The 18594-nt window shown below is 38.1% G+C and carries 17 protein-coding genes and 3 tRNA genes; 6 read left to right on the forward strand and 14 right to left on the reverse strand.

The annotated features are described in order from the left end of the window. Positions 1-17: 17 nt before the first annotated feature. The 4 genes from BMW64_RS16150 to BMW64_RS16165 all read right to left on the reverse strand — a co-directional run bounded on the left by BMW64_RS16150 (position 18) and on the right by BMW64_RS16165 (position 1192). The gene (locus tag BMW64_RS16150) at positions 18-428 is read right to left on the reverse strand and encodes a hypothetical protein (protein WP_090000992.1); all 411 of its coding nucleotides are present in this window, start codon (positions 426-428) and stop codon (positions 18-20) included. Positions 429-899: 471 nt separating this feature from the next. Beyond that, positions 900-972, reverse strand: a tRNA-Met gene (locus BMW64_RS16155). Positions 973-1007: 35 nt separating this feature from the next. Further along, positions 1008-1080 (reverse strand) — tRNA-Met (locus BMW64_RS16160). Between the two features lie 39 nt (positions 1081-1119). Further along, positions 1120-1192, reverse strand: a tRNA-Met gene (locus BMW64_RS16165). A gap of 100 nt (positions 1193-1292) precedes the next feature. Between BMW64_RS16165 and BMW64_RS16170 the strand changes: the two genes are divergently transcribed. The 4 genes from BMW64_RS16170 (at position 1293) to BMW64_RS16185 (ending at position 4032) form a co-directional block, all read left to right on the forward strand. After that, complete coding sequence (locus BMW64_RS16170; protein WP_090000993.1) at positions 1293-1904, forward strand: L-threonylcarbamoyladenylate synthase; 612 nt, start codon at positions 1293-1295, stop codon at positions 1902-1904. A 69-nt stretch (positions 1905-1973) separates the two neighbouring features. Continuing rightward, a complete protein-coding gene (gene yaaA, locus BMW64_RS16175) occupies positions 1974-2732 on the forward strand; it encodes a peroxide stress protein YaaA (RefSeq protein ID WP_090000994.1) in 759 nt (252 codons plus the stop codon). After that, positions 2733-3665, forward strand: coding sequence for a N5-glutamine methyltransferase family protein (locus tag BMW64_RS16180; RefSeq protein ID WP_090000995.1), 933 nt, complete (start codon positions 2733-2735; stop codon positions 3663-3665). A gap of 7 nt (positions 3666-3672) precedes the next feature. Then, complete coding sequence (locus BMW64_RS16185) at positions 3673-4032, forward strand: DUF4180 domain-containing protein (RefSeq protein WP_090001244.1); 360 nt, start codon at positions 3673-3675, stop codon at positions 4030-4032. 79 nt (positions 4033-4111) lie between these two features. Here BMW64_RS16185 and BMW64_RS16190 read toward each other — a convergent pair whose 3' ends face one another. From BMW64_RS16190 to BMW64_RS16205, 4 genes are read right to left on the reverse strand one after another with little or no spacing between them, the layout of a single operon-like run. Beyond that, complete coding sequence (locus BMW64_RS16190; RefSeq protein ID WP_090000996.1) at positions 4112-4765, reverse strand: rhomboid family intramembrane serine protease; 654 nt, start codon at positions 4763-4765, stop codon at positions 4112-4114. Positions 4766-4777: 12 nt separating this feature from the next. Then, a complete protein-coding gene (locus tag BMW64_RS16195) occupies positions 4778-7360 on the reverse strand; it encodes a DNA gyrase/topoisomerase IV subunit A (RefSeq protein ID WP_090000997.1) in 2583 nt (860 codons plus the stop codon). Between the two features lie 3 nt (positions 7361-7363). Further along, positions 7364-7846: a hypothetical protein gene (locus BMW64_RS16200; RefSeq protein ID WP_090000998.1), complete on the reverse strand. Its 483-nt coding sequence runs from the start codon at positions 7844-7846 to the stop codon at positions 7364-7366. 54 nt (positions 7847-7900) lie between these two features. Further along, the gene (locus tag BMW64_RS16205) at positions 7901-9772 is read right to left on the reverse strand and encodes a DNA topoisomerase IV subunit B (RefSeq protein WP_090000999.1); all 1872 of its coding nucleotides are present in this window, start codon (positions 9770-9772) and stop codon (positions 7901-7903) included. Between the two features lie 751 nt (positions 9773-10523). On the opposite strand from BMW64_RS16205, the gene BMW64_RS16210 reads away from it, so the two are divergent. Then, entirely contained in the window at positions 10524-11672 is a 1149-nt protein-coding gene (locus BMW64_RS16210) for a methionine aminotransferase (protein WP_090001000.1), read from the forward strand. 87 nt (positions 11673-11759) lie between these two features. On the opposite strand, the gene BMW64_RS16215 is transcribed toward BMW64_RS16210, so the two are convergent. The 6 genes from BMW64_RS16215 to BMW64_RS16240 all read right to left on the reverse strand — a co-directional run bounded on the left by BMW64_RS16215 (position 11760) and on the right by BMW64_RS16240 (position 17905). After that, on the reverse strand, positions 11760-12524 hold the full coding sequence (locus tag BMW64_RS16215) for an SDR family NAD(P)-dependent oxidoreductase (RefSeq protein WP_090001002.1): 765 nt from the start codon (positions 12522-12524) through the stop codon (positions 11760-11762). Between the two features lie 87 nt (positions 12525-12611). Continuing rightward, positions 12612-13559 (reverse strand): helix-turn-helix domain-containing protein, encoded by a 948-nt coding sequence (locus BMW64_RS16220; protein ID WP_090001004.1) that lies wholly within the window; start codon positions 13557-13559, stop codon positions 12612-12614. 47 nt (positions 13560-13606) lie between these two features. Then, positions 13607-14692, reverse strand: a complete 1086-nt coding sequence (locus BMW64_RS16225) for a hypothetical protein (protein ID WP_090001006.1) — start codon at positions 14690-14692, stop codon at positions 13607-13609. Positions 14693-14778: 86 nt separating this feature from the next. Beyond that, positions 14779-15870 carry a redox-regulated ATPase YchF gene (gene ychF / locus BMW64_RS16230; RefSeq protein WP_090001008.1) on the reverse strand — a complete coding sequence of 364 codons (1092 nt, stop codon included), beginning with the start codon at positions 15868-15870 and terminating at the stop codon, positions 14779-14781. Positions 15871-16081: 211 nt separating this feature from the next. Then, entirely contained in the window at positions 16082-16633 is a 552-nt protein-coding gene (locus tag BMW64_RS16235) for a ferritin (protein ID WP_090001010.1), read from the reverse strand. Between the two features lie 498 nt (positions 16634-17131). Then, positions 17132-17905 carry an SDR family oxidoreductase gene (locus BMW64_RS16240; protein WP_090001012.1) on the reverse strand — a complete coding sequence of 258 codons (774 nt, stop codon included), beginning with the start codon at positions 17903-17905 and terminating at the stop codon, positions 17132-17134. Positions 17906-18018: 113 nt separating this feature from the next. Between BMW64_RS16240 and BMW64_RS16245 the strand changes: the two genes are divergently transcribed. Then, complete coding sequence (locus tag BMW64_RS16245) at positions 18019-18345, forward strand: winged helix-turn-helix transcriptional regulator (protein ID WP_090001014.1); 327 nt, start codon at positions 18019-18021, stop codon at positions 18343-18345. Positions 18346-18594: the final 249 nt, after the last annotated feature.

The raw sequence follows: 18594 nt of genomic DNA on the forward strand, positions 1-18594 counted from the left end.
AGCCTTTAGACCTATTATTATTTTATCTTATCATAAATAAATTTGGTGACAATAGCACCAAAAAGATAATAGGCAACCGTCATTATTTTTTTCTGATTATTCTCAGCAACCGGCGTGTCATCAAGACCTAGTTTTTCAGGAAGTGCAACAGCTCCAAGCCCCATTAGGACTCCGGATGCCATATTAAAACCGGTAGTCGCCGTTGCAGCGTAATACATTCCGTTTCCAATGACATCTCCCGCCAATGTTGCAGCATACAGCTGATCATGATTGGTAACTTTCGCATCTACCTTATCCAGTGCTTTGTTTAAAGCTTCCTCTCCCACTTTATTAATTTCGGGAACATTATCGAAATTCTTTCTGATAGCTTCATGCAGAAGGCTAAGTGCTACAGCACCACCCAAACCTGCTAGGATTTTTTTGTACATAATATTGTAATTTAAAGGTGTTATTAATCTATCTGCACAAATTAAGCCATTAAGTAAGGTTGAGGCTTAGGTTAAGCTGGGTCAATCGCAAAATTTGGGTAATTAGTAAAAGAATTTTCTAGTTAGAAAAAGATATTTACTCAATTATTTCTTGGGAAAATAAAATTAAGATTAAACGCAAGATAAAAGTTATTTATTTAGGACTTAATAAATAAGAACATATATACACAGCTATCATTTGCTGAATGAAATGCCTTTGCGACCGAAAAATATACGGCCAGGGGATAAATAACTCATAGCGTCTATAGCGTCAAAAACTTTTGTTTCCTCAAATATAATTGAGCTCAAATTTTATGTAATGAAATTATCCTCTAATTTGAGCTTAATTCAGATTGTTTCATTATCTATTCAAAACAGTAAGTAACATACAAATAAAAAAAGAGTATTGCCTTTTGACAATACTCTCTGTAGTAGCGGGAACCGGACTCGAACCGATGACCTTCGGGTTATGAGCCCGACGAGCTACCTACTGCTCCATCCCGCGGTGTATTTTTTAAAACGCCACCACAGCGTTCTTAGTAGCGGGGACACGACTCGAACGTGCGACCTTCGGGTTATGAGCCCGACGAGCTACCTACTGCTCCACCCCGCGGTGTATTTTTTGTAACGTCACCGCTGACGTTAAACTTAGTAGCGGGAACCGGACTCGAACCGATGACCTTCGGGTTATGAGCCCGACGAGCTACCTACTGCTCCATCCCGCGATATTGGATTGCAAATATACGACATTTTTTTTAAAATCCTAATTTTTCTTTTAAATAAAGGACTTTTACGAAAACTATTGTAATATTTGTATCTTTGAATATGGCAAAAATATTAAGAATATATCCCGAAAACCCTCAGGAAAATCTTATCAATGAGGTTATTAAAACATTAAACAATGGCGGATTAATTATTTATCCCTCCGATACGGTGTATGCTTTAGGCTGTAATATTTTTGATGTTAAAGCAATGGAGAAGCTCGCACAGCTTAAAAAGATAAAGCTCGAAAAATCGCAGTTCTCCATTATCTGTAACGATCTTAGCCATCTGTCGGACTTTACCAGGCCTATTGATACTTCTGTGTTCAGGTTCCTTAAAAGTCATCTTCCCGGACCGTTTACCTTCATTCTGGATGCCAATAAAAGTTTGCCTCTGGCTTATAAAGGACATAAAACAATTGGTATCCGTGTTCCGGATCATCCGATTCCGCAGCTGATTGTTGAAAAACTAGGTCACCCGATTGCATCAACTTCCATCAAAGATGATGACGAAATCATTGAATATTCTACCGATCCTGAGCTAATCGCAGAAAAATATGACCACCTTGTAGACATTGTCATTGATTCCGGATATGGAGATAATGTCGCTTCCACGATTGTCGATCTTACTTCAGGCGAACCGGAAGTAATCCGTCAGGGAAAAGGAATAATTTAAGAATATTTACCTAAGTTTAAACATTCGATACACTATTTACTGATATTTACTTATCTGTATTTTAACATTATGAAAATACTTACCTCGCCTGCTAAATTGATGAATACCGAAAATACCACGGATCTGCTGAAAACAACAGCTCCGAAGTTCATTGATGAAGCAGCTCTCATACAATCTTATTTAAAAGAAAAATCGCCCAAATATCTTTCTGATCTGATGGAAATTTCAACCAAATTGGCAGATGAAAACTGGGAAAGAAACCAAAAGTGGAAAGCAAAACCTTCAGCAAAGGAGTCTGCGCCGGCATTATTTGCTTTTACAGGTGAAGTCTACAGAGGCCTTGACGCAAAAACGCTTGACAAAAACGCAGTAGATTATCTGCAGAAAAACCACAGGATTCTTTCGGGATTGTACGGCTTGCTTAAACCGTCCGATAAAGTGATGCTTTATCGTCTGGAGATGGGACGTCCTTTCGAATTTGAGCACTATAAAAATCTTTATGAATTTTGGAAAGAAAAGGTGACGGAACAACTGAATTCTGAGCTCAAAAAGAATGAAATTCTTCTTAATCTTGCAAGTAACGAATATTTTAAAGTTGTTGACCGTAAAAAACTTAATCATCATGTTATAGACTTTGATTTTTATGAACTTAAAGACGGAAAGCCTAAAACAATTGTGGTTTATACGAAGCACGCCAGAGGTTTAGTCGTAAGGTTCTGCGCCGAAACCAATGCCAAAACGCTGAATGATGTGAAAGCTTTTAATTATGAAGGCTACAGAATCGATGAAGATAAATCAACCGACACCAAACTGGTTTTTACAAGATAAATGACGATTTCTGAATATAAAAAGTATTTTAAAACAGAACTTTCCGGGCTTTACAACGACTCTGAAAGTGCTTTCTTAAGCGCTGTCTTTATTGAAAAAATTGTAGGATTTAATTCATTTTACCAGCGGAGATTTTCTGATCAGGAATTGTTGCATGATGATGAAAGAAAACTTTTTGATATCATCCTTGAATTAAAAAAGAACAGGCCTTATCAGCATATTCTGGGTGAAACAGAATTCTACGGAATGACTTTTTTCGTAAATGAAAATGTATTGATTCCCCGACCGGAAACGGAAGAACTACTGGAATTTGCCATAAAAAAAATAAAACAGCATTTTGTCATTCTGAATATAAACCGAAGGTTTACGAACGAAGTTCATAAGCGTATTGAAGAATCTTTAGAAGCAATTTCTGTCGAAATAACTAAAAAGACATTAAAAATCCTTGACATCGGAACCGGAAGCGGAATCATTCCTCTAGTTTTAAAAAAACATTTTCCGGATGCTGAAGTTTCTTCAATAGATTATTCCGAAAAAGCCCTGGAAGTAGCCCAAAGAAATGCGGACTTTCATCAGTTACCTATCAATTTTATTCATGCAGATTACCTGAATTTTGAGCTAAAAGAACAGTATGATGTCATTATTTCCAATCCGCCCTACATTGGAATTGATGAACAGGATGAAATTGAAGAGTCAGTAAAAGGTTTTGAGCCGACAATGGCACTCTTCTCTCCTACTTCAGATGCCCTGATTTTCTATCGCAAAATTGCTGCAGATGGTCAAAAATACTTATCAGACAATGGATTATTGTTTCTTGAAATCAATCAGAAATTAGGACCGGAAACTTTGGAATTATATTCTAAAGATTTATCGGAAGCTCAATTAATAAAGGATTTATCGGAAAATGACAGGTTTATTTTCGGAAAAAAGTAATAACAGCATGGAACTTAAAATACATGATACAGGTACCTCCAAAATAGCAGAAATAATTTCTGATCTGATAATCATCAGCTCCTCTCAGGATGGGCTTGATCTTTTGGGGAATGTATATTACCAGGATTTCGATAAGGTTATTGTTCATGAAAAAAACATAACTCCTGCTTTTTTTGATTTAAAAACGAAGATAGCCGGTGAAATTCTTCAGAAATTTTCTAATTATCGCGTAAGATTGGCTATTGTAGGCGATTTCAGTAAATATCCTGGCAATAGCCTGCAGGAATTTATTTTGGAAAGCAATAAAGGAAGGCAGGTTGTTCTTGTTGACAGCATAGAAGAAGCTGTGAACAAACTTTCGGACTGATCTATTTGTCGATTCAAAAAATATAAACAAAAAACCAATGAAACAATTCATTGGTTTTTTGTTATCATTTAATTGAATTTTATCCTATCCTCTTCCTCACGAATATTTCGTAAGCCAGGTAAATCAGCGGTAATGCCATAATTCCAAGATATACAGAATTAGCGATGGCCGCTTGCGGCTGGGTGGCAACCGCGTATACCAGTCCGAAAAAAGCACCTCCCAAATGGGCAGCGTGCCCTATATTGTCGTGCTGATTCGGATTCAGCATCATATAAACAGAATAACTGAAATAAATAAGTCCGAATATAAATCCCGGAATGCCTACCGGAATAAAGAACATATAAATTTCAAGATGAGGGATCATTGCAATAGAAGCAAATAGAATCCCTGAAACCCCACCGCTGGCGCCGATTGCGGAATACCAAGGCTGTCTCTGATACACAAAAAGAGAAAATATATTCCCAAGTAAGATGGATCCGAAATAAATCAAAATAAATCCAAAACTACCGAAACCCTGGATCACGACCGGACCAAAAAAATAAAGCGTCAGCATGTTGAACACCAAGTGGAAAATGTCTGCATGCAGAAATCCGGAAGAAAGCAGACGAATGTATTCGTTTCTGTTGCGGATCGCTCCTACATTGAACTTATATTTTTCAAAATTGCTGCTGCCATTCGGTGCTATAAAGCTTATAATGGCGGTAATTGCTATAACGAGTATTAAAATATTCATACTTTACTAACTTTAATGATCAGAATTGTTTTCACTCTGAAACAGATCACCAATCATGCCATCTTCATCTGCACCTGCTGTTGGTTCCGGATCTTCGTATACTTCCTCCTCTTCTTCTTCAGGTTCCGGAATGGTGATATTGATTGTTTTTACTTTAAACTTGGTAAACTGATTTCCGATTGCTTTAATTCCTTTTACAGCAATAAATTCATCGATATTGACCGTTTCCGGATCTCTTTCTTTGCCTTTATCTTTAGCGAAAATAATTTCAGCAGTAGCGCCGTTTGAAACAATAACATTTTCAATGAATGACTTAGGATGTTCCGAAGGCATAAAAGTCTGCAGATTCGGAGTATTCTCAAATAAGAATCTCTTAATGAAATAAATATCCTTTTCACCATCAAAATAAATGCAGGTTACCGGCTGATTCGGACGCCATTTTTCCAGCACCAGATATTCATCATCAAAACGGTTTCCTAGATCAAATGAAATGAGCTTTGCCTCACCATTGGTATTAATGGTCAATATTTTATCATCTCCTTTAAAGCTTCCCAGCAACGTTCCTCTTCCATCAGCATTTAATCTTCGTACTGTGTCATCAAACCAGATTTTCCTCGGCGCAAGAGTAGAAACACCTTCTTCTTTCAGGTCAACTTTCTTTATCGAATATTTAGTTACCAGATTTCCCTTGGAATCCCGTCCCTTAATGCCCAGCTCAGAAAAATCAACATCCATTTTATTCTTTCTGATCCTTGGATTCGGCTTTAAAAGAACGCTTACCGTTTCCGCTTCACCGTTAGGATTTGCTGAAAAATAAAGTACTTCCGAACCTTTTTTATCTGAAGCTAAAGGGTAATCCGTATTTCTTGTAACACCCGTCACAGAGAATCGTTTCATATAATAAGGCCCGTCCCGTCCTTCACGGTAAATCATATTGTAAACCGTTCTCTTATCATTTTTCTTCCATATGGCGACGTGCAGAATGTCTTTTCCGATAAATGTTTTTGCTTCTACCTTTACCACCTTCATGCTTCCGTCTTTCCTGAATGTGATAATATCATCAATATCCGAGCAATCGAATAAATACTGATCTTTCTTGAGAGAAGTTCCGATGAAACCTTCTTCAAAGTTGGCATAGAATTTTTCATTGGCCACTGCCACTTTGGTCGCATCAATCGTATCGAAAATTCTTAATTCCGTTCTTCTCTGGCGGTCTTTTCCGTATTTTTTCTGAATATTCAGGTAATAATCGATGGCATACTGAACAAGATTTTCCAAATGATGTTTTACCTGCTCGATCTTACCTTCAAGAGCGGCAATATTTTCTTTAAATTTATCTAAATCGAATCTTGAAATTCTCTTGATCCTGATCTCCGTTAATTTTAAAATATCTTCTTCGGTAACGGCTCTTAAAAGATGTCCGGTATGAGGTTTTAATCCTTTATCAATAGTTTTCAAAACATCTTCCCAGGTTTTCACCTCTTCAATGTCGTGGTAAATTCTATTCTCTATAAAAATTCTTTCCAATGAAGAGAAATGCCAGCTTTCCTGTAATTCATGAAGTTCGATTTCAAGCTCTTTTTTAAGCAATGACACCGTGTGATCCGTATTCATCCTTAAAATATCGGAGACGTTCATGAACATCGGCTTGTCGCCGACAATGACACAGGCATTCGGAGAGATCGTCACCTGACAGTCCGTAAATGCATACAAAGCATCGATGGTTTTGTCCGGAGAGACATCATTGTGAAGATGAATTAAGATCTCAACTTTATCTGATGTATTATCTTCAATTTTTTTAATCTTGATCTTTCCTTTCTCATTGGCTTTTAAAATAGAATCAATAAGATCGCTTGTAGTCTTGGAATACGGAAGTTCTGTAATAATCAGCGTATGTTTATCCAGCGGTGAAATTTTAGCTCTCGCCCTTACCTTTCCGCCTCTTTGTCCATCGTTATATTCAGAGACATCCAGGTATCCTGCCGTAAGAAAATCGGGGAACAGCTCAAACTTTTTCCCCTTTAAATATGCTACGGAAGCACTGATCAACTCATTAAAATTGTGAGGAAGAATTTTTGTGGAAAGACCAACGCCGATACCTTCTACTCCCTGGGCAAGCAGCAACGGAAACTTTACAGGAAGATCAATGGGTTCATTATTTCTCCCGTCGTAGGACTTCGCCCATTCTGTTGTTTTAGGATTAAAAACCACCTCAAGCGCAAAGGGTGTCAGCCGTGCTTCGATATATCTTGCCGCAGCCGCAGAATCACCGGTATAGATATTCCCCCAGTTTCCCTGAGTGTCGATCAGCAGTTCTCTCTGGCCGATTCCCACCATGGCATCGGTAATCGAGGCATCACCGTGAGGGTGATATTTCATCGTATTTCCTACGATATTGGCTACTTTGTTGTAACGTCCGTCTTCCAGCTCACGCATCGAGTGCATGATTCTTCGCTGAACAGGTTTAAAACCATCATACACCGACGGAATTGCCCGGTCTAAAATTACATAAGAAGCATAATCCAGAAACCAGTCTTTATACAGACCGGAAACTTTTTTTAAGCTCTCACCTTCATGCGGATGTTCTTCTGTCATTATTTATATATTAGCTCTTTTCTCTTTATTTATCTTAATCACTTTATGTAAGGAAAATCTTAAATCGGTGATCTCTTTTTTGGTAAGATATGAAATTTCATATTTTAATAAGGTGCTGCCATTATTTTTACTGGAGATCGTAATGTAAAGTCTTTTCATAAAAAACATATTAATAATCTCAAATTTCAGCAGCTTGTATTTTGGGAATTCATCATTCAAAGGTTTCTGCAAAAAGGGGATAACATTTCTGTTTCTGAAATGCAGGGCCTCACCATCGCTATCATACTCAAAAATCTGTCTTCCGTTGAGGTAAAACAAAAATATGGTTAGAATTGGTATTACGATAAGCAGAAAGCTCTTTTTTCCTAAAATATTAAATCTGTATTCCTCTAAAAAATAAGCTCCGATACCCGCTGCCAGGAATATTAGCAGCAATGTATTGATAAAGCTGTATACCGAAGTTTTGTTACGGTTACTTAATCTCATATCTGTCGTTTGTGTTTTTTTGTTAAATCTAATTATTTTTTTTCATCATGCTTTTTATGCCAAAACTTCCTTCTTGTCAATATCAGGATCTTCCACGACAAGATTTTCAAGGATAAAGACCTGCCGGTCGGGGGTATTTTTACCCATGTAAAATTCCAGCAACTGATCGATCGTCTGGTCTTTCCCGACAACCACCGGCTCCAGCCGGATATCCTTACCGATAAAATGCTTGAATTCATCTGGGGAGATCTCTCCTAATCCTTTGAATCGTGTGATCTCAGGATTTTTTCCAAGTTCATTCAATGCTTTTACCCGTTCCGCTTCAGAATAGCAGTATCTGGTTTCTTTTTTATTTCTTACCCTGAACAAAGGAGTCTGAAGAATATACAAATGTCCGTTTTTAATAAGATCAGGGAAAAACTGTAAAAAGAATGTGATCATCAGCAGTCGGATGTGCATTCCGTCGACATCGGCATCGGTGGCTATAATCACCTGGTTATACCTGAGATCTTCCAGACTTTCTTCAATATTCAGTGCAGCCTGCAATAAGTTGAATTCTTCATTTTCGTACACGACCTTTTTCGTTAAGCCGTAGCAGTTCAAAGGCTTACCCTTCAACGAAAATACAGCCTGTGTTTCTACATCCCTGGATTTTGTAATAGACCCTGATGCAGAATCTCCCTCCGTGATAAAGATCTGGGTTTCGCCCTTTCTTTCATTTTTCTGATCGTTGTAGTGCTGTCTGCAGTCACGAAGTTTTTTGTTGTGAAGGGAAACTTTTTTTGCTCTTTCCCTTGCCAGCTTCTGGATTCCGGAAAGTTCCTTTCTTTCTCTTTCGGAAATTAAAATCTTTCTCTGAATCGCTTCCGCAACTTCAGGATTTTTATGTAAAAAATTATCTAATTTGCTTTTCAGGAAATCGATCACAAAAGTTCTCACCGTTGGTCCGTTAGGCCCGATATCATTGGATCCGAGCTTTGTTTTGGTCTGGGACTCGAAAACCGGTTCTTCCACATTAATGGAAATGGCTGCAACAATAGATTTTCTGACGTCTGATGCATCAAAATTTTTATTGAAGAATTCACGGATCGTTTTTACATACGCCTCACGGAAGGCATTAAGATGCGTTCCTCCCTGCGTGGTATTCTGTCCGTTAACAAAAGAAAAATACGTCTCTGTCTGGGATTTATCGGTATGGGTAATGGCCACCTCAATATCATTATCCTTCAAATGAACGATTGGATACAGGGTTTCATTCTCCAGCTCTTCTTCAAGCAAGTCTTTTAATCCGTTTTCGGAATAAAACGTTTCACCGTTAAAAAAGATTTTTAATCCAGGATTCAGGTATGCGTAGTTTCGGAGCATTCTTTCGATATACTCTTTACGGAACTTAAAATTCAGGAAAATATCACCATCCGGGATAAAAGAGATTTCAGTTCCGTTTCGGTCTGAAGTATCTTTTTCATCATAGTTTTCGGTGATCATTCCTTTGGAAAACTCAGCCATTTTCAATCTTCCGTCACGGAAAGAACGAACGCGGAAATATTCGGAAAGCGCATTTACAGCTTTTGTACCGACACCGTTCAGACCGACTGATTTTTTGAAGGCTTTGCTGTCGTATTTTCCACCGGTATTCATTTTAGAAACCGCATCAACCACTTTTCCGAGCGGTATACCACGGCCAAAGTCACGAATCGTAACTTTCCCGTCGTCTAGTTTTATTTCGATTCTTTTACCGGCTTTCATTCTGAACTCATCGATGGAGTTGTCCAGAATTTCTTTCAGTAAAATATAAATACCATCATCAGCAGAAGACCCGTCTCCCAGCTTCCCGATGTACATTCCGGGGCGTAAGCGGATGTGTTCCTGCCAATCAAGGGTTCTGATATTATCTTCGGAATAGATTGGATTTATTTCTTGTGACATATGTTATTTCAGCAAACATACAAAAATACGAATTTGAAAAAAAATATCCGAAATTTTTAGATTATTTTTCGCTAATATTTACTCTTAAGTGCCGGATTATTTTATTAAAAACAACATTTGCATTATTCCCCTTTTATTGAATAATTAAACCTTATGAATTTAAGCATTACAAACTAAAACAGAATTATAGTAAAAGTCTTGTAATAATTATAATTTTTAAATCTGTTTAAACTTTTTTAAAGAAAGAGCTTCCAAAAATTACCATTAGCATTGAAAAAAAGAACTAAAAACTTGAATGTCATTTATAAAAGTTTTAAATGAAGAATCCTTTTAAATGCAAAGAATAATTTTGGGGATAAATAAGCAATGAAATCCCGTCAAAGACGGACGGACATAACTAAGCGCACGCTTTACAGCAAAAGAAATCTGCCCTCTTTGCTTTCTTAAATAACCTGAGTTCGGGATAAGTTTATATAAACGCAAAGCTAAACAAAAGTATTTAATCACATGGTTTCTAAAAATTAAACATTTCTTTGTTTCTCTTTGCGATAAAATAATTTTATTTTGAAAATCAATTATTTAAAATGTCTCTTGTCCCGAACTCAGGTTAAATAATTTAGATTGAAAATAAACTTTGCGTTTTTATAATTTTTCATAGAATATAGTTTTAAAAAAGTTTAAAGGGCTTTTTATATAATTTGCCCTTTCAGTTGAAAAATTTAATTTAAATTCGATATTTAAAATAAATTCAATGATACAACTTCCTTTATCGAAGCTTTCTAATGTGGGCACTACAATTTTCAGTCAGATGACGCAGCTGGCCAATGAAAATGAGGCGATCAACCTTTCGCAGGGATTTCCTGATTTTTTGCCCGACTCCGAATTGCTGAATCATGTCGATCATTTCATTAAAAAAGGATTCAACCAATATGCACCCATGCCCGGAATGATCGCGCTGAAGGAACAAATCGCAGCCAAAATTGAACATTCACACCAGGCAGTTTATCATCCCGATTCGGAAATCACCGTGACAGCAGGAGGTACACAGGCTATTTTTACTACGATTGCAAGCTTTATAAAGAAAGATGATGAGGTAATTATTTTTGAACCAGCCTACGATTGTTACGAGCCTACCGTTGAGCTTTTCGGGGGAATTGTAAAACGTTTTGAAATGAAAGCGCCGGATTATGAAATCGACTGGAATGCCGTAAAGAATCTCGTTACTGATAAAACAAGGATGATCATCATCAACAATCCGAATAATCCTGCCGGGAAGGTTTTAAAGGAAAATGACATTCTGGAACTTATTAAAATAGTCAAAGAAACACCCATACTTATTTTAAGCGATGAAGTGTATGAAAATATCGTTTTTGACGGAAAAGAGCATTTAAGCGTCTGTAAATATCCTGAATTAAAAGAAAGAAGTATTATGGTCGCATCATTCGGAAAGCTATTTCATGTGACAGGCTGGAAGATTGGATATTGTGCTGCTCCCGAAAATCTGACCCATGAATTCAGAAAGGTTCACCAGTTCAATGTTTTCTCTGTTAATACACCGATTCAGCTTGCATTGGCAGAGTACATGAAAAACCCCGACCATTACCATTATCTTAATCAGTTTTTTCAGGAAAAAAGGGATTTTTTACGACAGGGACTGTCGAATACGTCTTTTGAATTGCTGGATTGTGAAGGAACGTATTTCCAGGCTTTACGATATGATAAGATCTCTGATAAAAACGATCTTGATTTTGCCCGTGAGCTTACAATTTCGCATAAGGTAGCGAGTGTTCCGTTTTCATCTTTTTATAAAAATAAGCGGGACGAAAAGGTAATCCGTCTGTGTTTTGCCAAAAAGCAGGAAACGCTGGAAAGAGCGATTGAGAATTTGGCTAAGTTGTAAAGAAATTCCGGTGGCTTCGGCTCCGCTCAGCCGCCCTATAAAATAAAATCTGGTGATTTCGAGAACCTCAATCACCAGATTTTTAATTTATAAAAACATTCCGCCAGAAGCTTCAATTCTCTGTCCGTTGATCCAGCCGGCGTCTTCGGTACAAAGGAAAGCCACTACTCCACCGATATCATCCGGAAGTCCGGCTCTCCCTAACGCTGTATTACCTGCAACCATCGCATTGATATTTTTATCATCTCTGGTTCTTCCGCCTCCGAAGTCTGTTTCAATCGCACCCGGAGCGACAACATTCGCTTTGATCTTTCTTGGTCCCAGCTCTTTGGCCATATATCTTGTAAGCATTTCTACCCCTGCTTTGATCGAGCCGTATACAGAAGATCCCGGCAGCGCAAATCTCGCAAGCCCTGAAGAAACGGTGATAATTCCGCCATTGTCATTGATGAAAGGTAAAAACTTCTGAGTCAGGAAAAATACACCCTTAAAATGAATATCCACCACATCGTCAAGCTGCTCTTCCGTAACATCAGGAATCGGTGCATACAGGGCTGTTCCTGCATTATTCACTAAATAATCAATGTTTCTGCTTCCTGTATTTTCCTCAAGATGATCTCCCACGGTTTTTATGAAAGCATCGAAGCTTCCCGTATCTTTTGTGTTGAGCTGATAAGCGATCGATTTTCTGCCCAATGCCTGAATTTCACTCACTACTTTATCAGCCTCTTCTTTATTGCTGTTGTAGGTAATGATCACATCAAGACCCTTCTCGGCAATTTTAATTGCTGAATTTCTTCCCAAACCACGGCTTCCGCCGGTAACTACTGCAATTTTTGTTCTTGCTTCCATTTTTTATTATTTTTTGATGAAACAAAGTTCACTCATTTCAGGACATTCATGTTTGCTTTAATCAAACTGAAATTTGCAAAATTCAAATCACGACCGGAATTCCAGTGGCGCCAGTGTTGTCTTTTTCTTGAAAAAGTTGGAGAAATGGGCGATCTCTTCAAATCCTAACGCATAAGATATTTCGGAGACATTCCATTTTGTCTGCTTAAGCAGTATTTTTGCCTCCTGAACGATTCTTTCGGCAATAATTTCAGTAGTAGTCTTACCAGTGCTTTCCTTTAATTTTTTGTTTAAATAATTCACATGAACCGCCAGCCGGTCGGCGTAGTCCTTTGCTGTTTTCAGCTGGAGTCTCTGATCGGAAGACTCAATAGGAAACTGCCTTTCCAGCAATTCAATAAACAGGGAAACCACGCGTAATGAGGCATCATTTGAGGTCGACAATTTGGAAGCCAGCTGCAGTTTTTGTCCGTAGTGAATAAGTTCCAGCACATAATTACGGATCAGATCATATTTAAAAATATAGTCTGAGTCGATTTCCTTTTTTATTTTTCGGAACAACTGCTCTATTTCATCCGCCAGCTCATCGTCAATCTCAAACAAAGGAATATTGCCCGGTTGAAAGATTGGAAGGTCTTCCAGCGTGTTGTACGATTTATCTTTAATGAAAAAATCTTCGGTAAATACACAAAAGCTTCCCGATTGGTCAGTATCCTCAGGAATCCAGTGATACGGAACTTTGGGAGTTGCAAACAGCAACGCATTGTTTTTTATCTGAATGATCTTGTCTGCATATTCTGCCCTGTTTCTCCCTCTGATCAGGCTGATCTTATAATATTTCCGCCTGTTGTACGGCATCTCCGAAGTCAGTTTTACTTTCTCTAAAGTCTGTGCAATATCAAATACATTGAAATGCCCGATTTCTTTGTGCAGGCCTTTGGGAAATATGTTTTCAAGATCTGTTCCGAGCTTGGAAGTCATTTCGCGGTAAAAATCATCCAGTGATGCATAGGAAGTATGTGCTGTTTTTTCCATACCTAAAATTTGTATAATTCAAATGTACGAAATATTGTGTGTTAAAATTAAATATCAATTCCTCCGATTATTTCCAATTCCCATTTTCCGTTTTTGTATTCGGCTGCATAATCACGCTCATAACTGCTGCCTGATTTTGAGATATAAAATTTATCCGGATCTTTCTTATCTTTTTTCATTTTAGAAATACTTTCTCTTGTAACGTCTGTCATTTTCACATAATACGTTTTCTTATTATCACTTTCCGAAATAAAAAGAATCCTGTAATCCGGACTAACCTGATGAAAGTAATCGCAATCATTTTCAAAAATTATGAACGTATAATGTTGCTTCTTTAGATCACTTTCTCCCTTTGCATATTGAGGCATTAATAATTCATAAAGCTCGGTAAATTTATTCTTCGATGATCTGAACATGGGATTAAGATCATCAAAATCGGTGATCCCGTCACCATCGGTATCCTTATTTTCAGGATTAAGTCCGAAACTCTTTTCAAAGATATCATTGTAGCCATCATGATCAGAATCTTTCGTCAGATCTTTCAGATTAATCTTAAACAATTTACCATCACTTATCGCTGAATAATCGTCATAGCCGGGTAATCCGGGAACTTTTATGATCTTCACGAAACTACCCTCCAATTCAAGAAAATTGCCATTGATGATTGGCTTTTGCTGAATACCGTTAACATAATAATGACTAAAACACAGGCCTAAGAAATAAGCAGAAGGTTTGTTATTCTCAATTTTAAGCAACCAGAAACCAAGGTCGTTAGTTCCCAACGCATACAGACTGTTTCCAACCTGCTGTTTATGAGAGCAGGAAAATTGATCTGAAAATTTCTCTTTAAAAATCTTATATTCCTCCTGATGTGTTTTCCATCTTTTCTCCAGGATTTCATCGGAATCATAACGCTGCCTCGACTCCAGACTGTCCTGTTTAAAAGACCGGTATTTCTCAAGATTTATAATTTCAAGATAATCCGGCTTATTTTCCAGGATCTGACCTGCAGTAAAAGGCTTTTTCTCCTGATAATAAGTCAATTTATCTTTCAAGCCAGAAAAACATCTGTCTTCGGCAGTTTCCGAACAGGAGAAAAGTAATACCAATACAAGAGAATAAATGAATTTCATAATTAAAAGTTTCCGACAAGAATGCAAAAAACGCTCCCAAAATCAATCGGAAGCGTTTTTCTATTATAACTAACTTTAATATTTTCTTATACGTTGAATCTGAAGTGCATGATGTCGCCATCTTTTACAACATATTCCTTGCCTTCTACGGAAAGCTTTCCGGCTTCTTTTACTTTCGCTTCGGAACCGTAATTAACATAATCATCGTACTTGATCACTTCTGCACGGATGAAACCTTTCTCAAAGTCGGTGTGAATAACTCCGGCAGCCTGCGGGGCAGTCCAACCCTGTCCGATCGTCCAGGCTCTTACTTCCTTCACCCCTGCTGTAAAATACGTTTGAAGCTTCAACAAATCATATGCTTTTCTGATCAGACGGTTTACACCCGGTTCAGTAAGTCCCAATTCCTCAAGGAAAATTTCTCTTTCCTCATAGGTTTCCAGTTCATTGATATCTGCTTCGATCTGAGCGGCCAATACTACAACTTCAGCACCTTCATTTTTTGCCATTTCCTCGATCTTACCGATCCACTCGTTCCCGTTTTTAATGGAGTTTTCATCCACATTACAAACATAAAGAACCGGCTTATTCGTCAAGAGCTGAACTTCTCCTATAATAGATTTTGTAAAATCATCCGTTGCAAACTCTCTGGCATTTTTCCCGTCTTCCAGGAATTTCTGAAGACTCTGAAGCGTTTCATACGTCAGGATATCTTCCTTTTTCCCGGATTTGATGAATTTTTTCGCTTTTTCAACAGCCTTTCCTACTGTTTCAAGGTCTTTCAGCTGAAGCTCGATATCGATAATTTCTTTATCTCTCAATGGATCTACAGAACCTTCTACGTGTACGATGTTTCCGTTATCAAAACATCTCAAAACATGGATGATCGCCTCACACTCGCGGATGTTGGCCAGGAACTGGTTTCCAAGACCTTCTCCTTTGCTTGCGCCTTTTACAAGACCTGCAATATCTACAATCTCTACAACCGCCGGCAAAACTCTTTCCGGTTTTACTATTTTTTCCAGTTCAAACAATCTGTGGTCCGGTACTGAAACTGTTCCCAGATTGGGTTCGATGGTACAGAAAGGATAGTTGGCCGACTGTGCTTTTGCGTTGCTCAGGCAGTTAAAAAGAGTTGATTTACCTACATTCGGTAAGCCTACGATTCCACATTTCATAACGTAAGATTCAAAGTTTAATGTTTAAAATTCAAGGTTTGGCGTTTAGCGTGTAAGATTATATTATACTGAATAATTAACTTAAACCCGAAACCACCATGTTTGAATTATGAGTGTGCAAAGATAGTGATTTTACACAGAGTTTCATAATAAAAAAATCTGCCAGTAGTCTGACAGATTTTTTAATAATTTAGTTCACCAAAAGGCTTTTTTATGGATTGTCACCCGTTGCTTCCTGTGCGAGAGGAACATCATTCGGTGCCTTTTCCAATGTTTTATCTAAAGTAAATAACGACTCGTCTGTTGCTCTGTCACCACCGGCAATCTTCAGTTTGTCCATCAGGTTCATCGCAAGGGTTTCTTCTTCGATCTGTTCCTGAACGAACCACTGCATGAAATTCCAGGTTGCCCAGTCTTTTTCCTGCAATGCCAGGTCTACCAGCCTGTAAATCGAGGTCGTATTGTCAACTTCATGTTTGAAAACACCTTCGAAACAAGCAGTTAAAGATTCCGGATCAGCCGGTGGCGCCTGTATGGCTTCCACTTTTGGTTTACCGCCTCTGTTCAGAACGTATTCCATAAATTTGATTGAATGATTTCTTTCTTCCTGGGCATGTCTGTACAAAAAGTTGGCGATTCCCTGATATCCTTTATCATCCGCCCAAATTCCATAAGATAAGAAAACATGTGCAGCGTGGATCTCTTTGTTCATCTGATCACTAAGCGCTTTTTCCATAGCCTCGGAAAGTCTGTTAGTATTCATAATTCATATTTTTTAGTGATTATGTATGAACAGGATGCAAAAATGGTTCCGAGAAGATTTGATCAGCTATTATTCAACATGTGGTATTTATAACAGTCTGAAATACTTAGTTTTATAAATATAATTTATAGTTATTCTAAACTTCTATCCTTTTAAACGGCAGTTTTCATCAGAAATGCTTTTCAATTTTTTAGAAGCTGTTCCCGCTTTCCGCACTCGCTATTTTATTAGTTTGGGCTGCGGCGGCTTCGCCGCCGAAGCCCAAACTAATAAAATGAGCTCAAACAAATGCTTCAATCGGGGCTAGGCTGACAGTCTTTCATTCACCCAATCAACAAAATTATAATCTTTGGCTCTTATCATTTACAATTGACTATTGATTTGCGAAGCAAAAATTACTTTTATAAACCACCCCGTCTCCTCCCGATGGTCGGATCCACCCCTCCAAAGGAGGGGAATTTCTTACCGTTAAGCTACTGGGAGTGAAAAATTTCCTATTTAGATCGTAGGTAAAGCACCGCCGTCAACTGAGTAATTAACCCCTGTGATGTATTTGGCTTCAGGAGATGCGAGGAATCCGACAAGATTTGCAACTTCTTCAGGTTCTGCCATTCTTCCCAGCGGAACGTTCAGTTTTTCCATAACGGATTTATAAGCTTCTTCTGCTGTAACAGAGGATGACTTCGCCATATTTTCAATGAATTCCAACATAAGAGGGGTTTCCACCAAGCCGGGTGAAACTACATTCACGCGTATTCCATGCTTAGCGACTTCATTGGCCAATGCTTTGCTGTAAGCGTTCAATGCTGCTTTTGCAGAAGAATACGACATCGTCATCTCCCAGATTGGCAGTTTTGCAGCCCCTGTAGAAATATTGATCACCACCCCGCTTTTTTGTTCGATCATTGTTGGCAATAAGGCCTTGTTAATACGAACAACCGACATGAAATTGAGCTGCCAGTCATTATTCCAGTCTTCATCCGAAAGAGTACTGAAGCCACCGCCCGGACTTAAATTAGCGCCTGCATTGTTAATGATAATATCGATTCTTCCATATTTCTCCAAAATTTCTTTGGCAATCACTTCCGCACTCTCAGGCTGGAAAAAATCTGACGAAATGAAATGCTGTCCATTTGTATTTTCAGCCGGAGCAGTTCGGGCCGTAATGATTACCTGTGCTCCTGCATTGCTTAATGTATCGGCGATCGCTTTACCGATGCCTTTTGTTCCGCCTGTTACCAGGGCAACCTGTCCTTTTAATGAATTGTTCATAATTTTTCTTTTAAATCTGTTGCAAAGAAAACTACAATACTTTACTTTTGCAAGTAGTTACACCAATGTATAGTAATAACACGAAGTAAAGGATTGAAGTAAATCAATACGTTATGAACAAAAAAAATGTACAGCCTGTTGCAGAAAAATGTGCACTGCAGGAAATTTTAGGGGTTATCGGAGGAAAATGGTCAATGTCCATCATCTATGCTTTGTTTACGGGGAAGAAGCGTTTCAGTGAATTAGAACGCCTTATCCCAAATATCAGCACGCGAATGCTGGTGAAAGAGCTGAAGAATATGGAAGCCAATGGTATTGTAGTGAGAGAAGTTTTTGCAACCGTTCCGCCAACTGTTGAGTATACACTGACGGTAAAGGGTGAAAAACTAGAACCTATTATTAACGAACTGCATAAATGGGGCGTTGAATACGTGATCTGATCATTCAGAAAATAATCCTTTTTTTCTCGCACAAATTTATCTGATGATGGCGTTACAATGCTGTCATTCTGAATGAAATGCAATGAAATGAAGAATCTCTTTCTTCCACAAATTTCTCATATGGCCGCAGATGATTATTTTGTAGCTCTGTTATTCCGAATGAAATGCAGCGAAATGAAGAATTTTTTTTTCTCACGCAGATTTATCAGATGGCAGCAGATGATTATCTTGAGCTCTGTCATTCTGAAT

The organism is Chryseobacterium taichungense (genome assembly GCF_900109935.1).
Classification (GTDB): Bacteria; Bacteroidota; Bacteroidia; order Flavobacteriales; family Weeksellaceae; genus Chryseobacterium; species Chryseobacterium taichungense.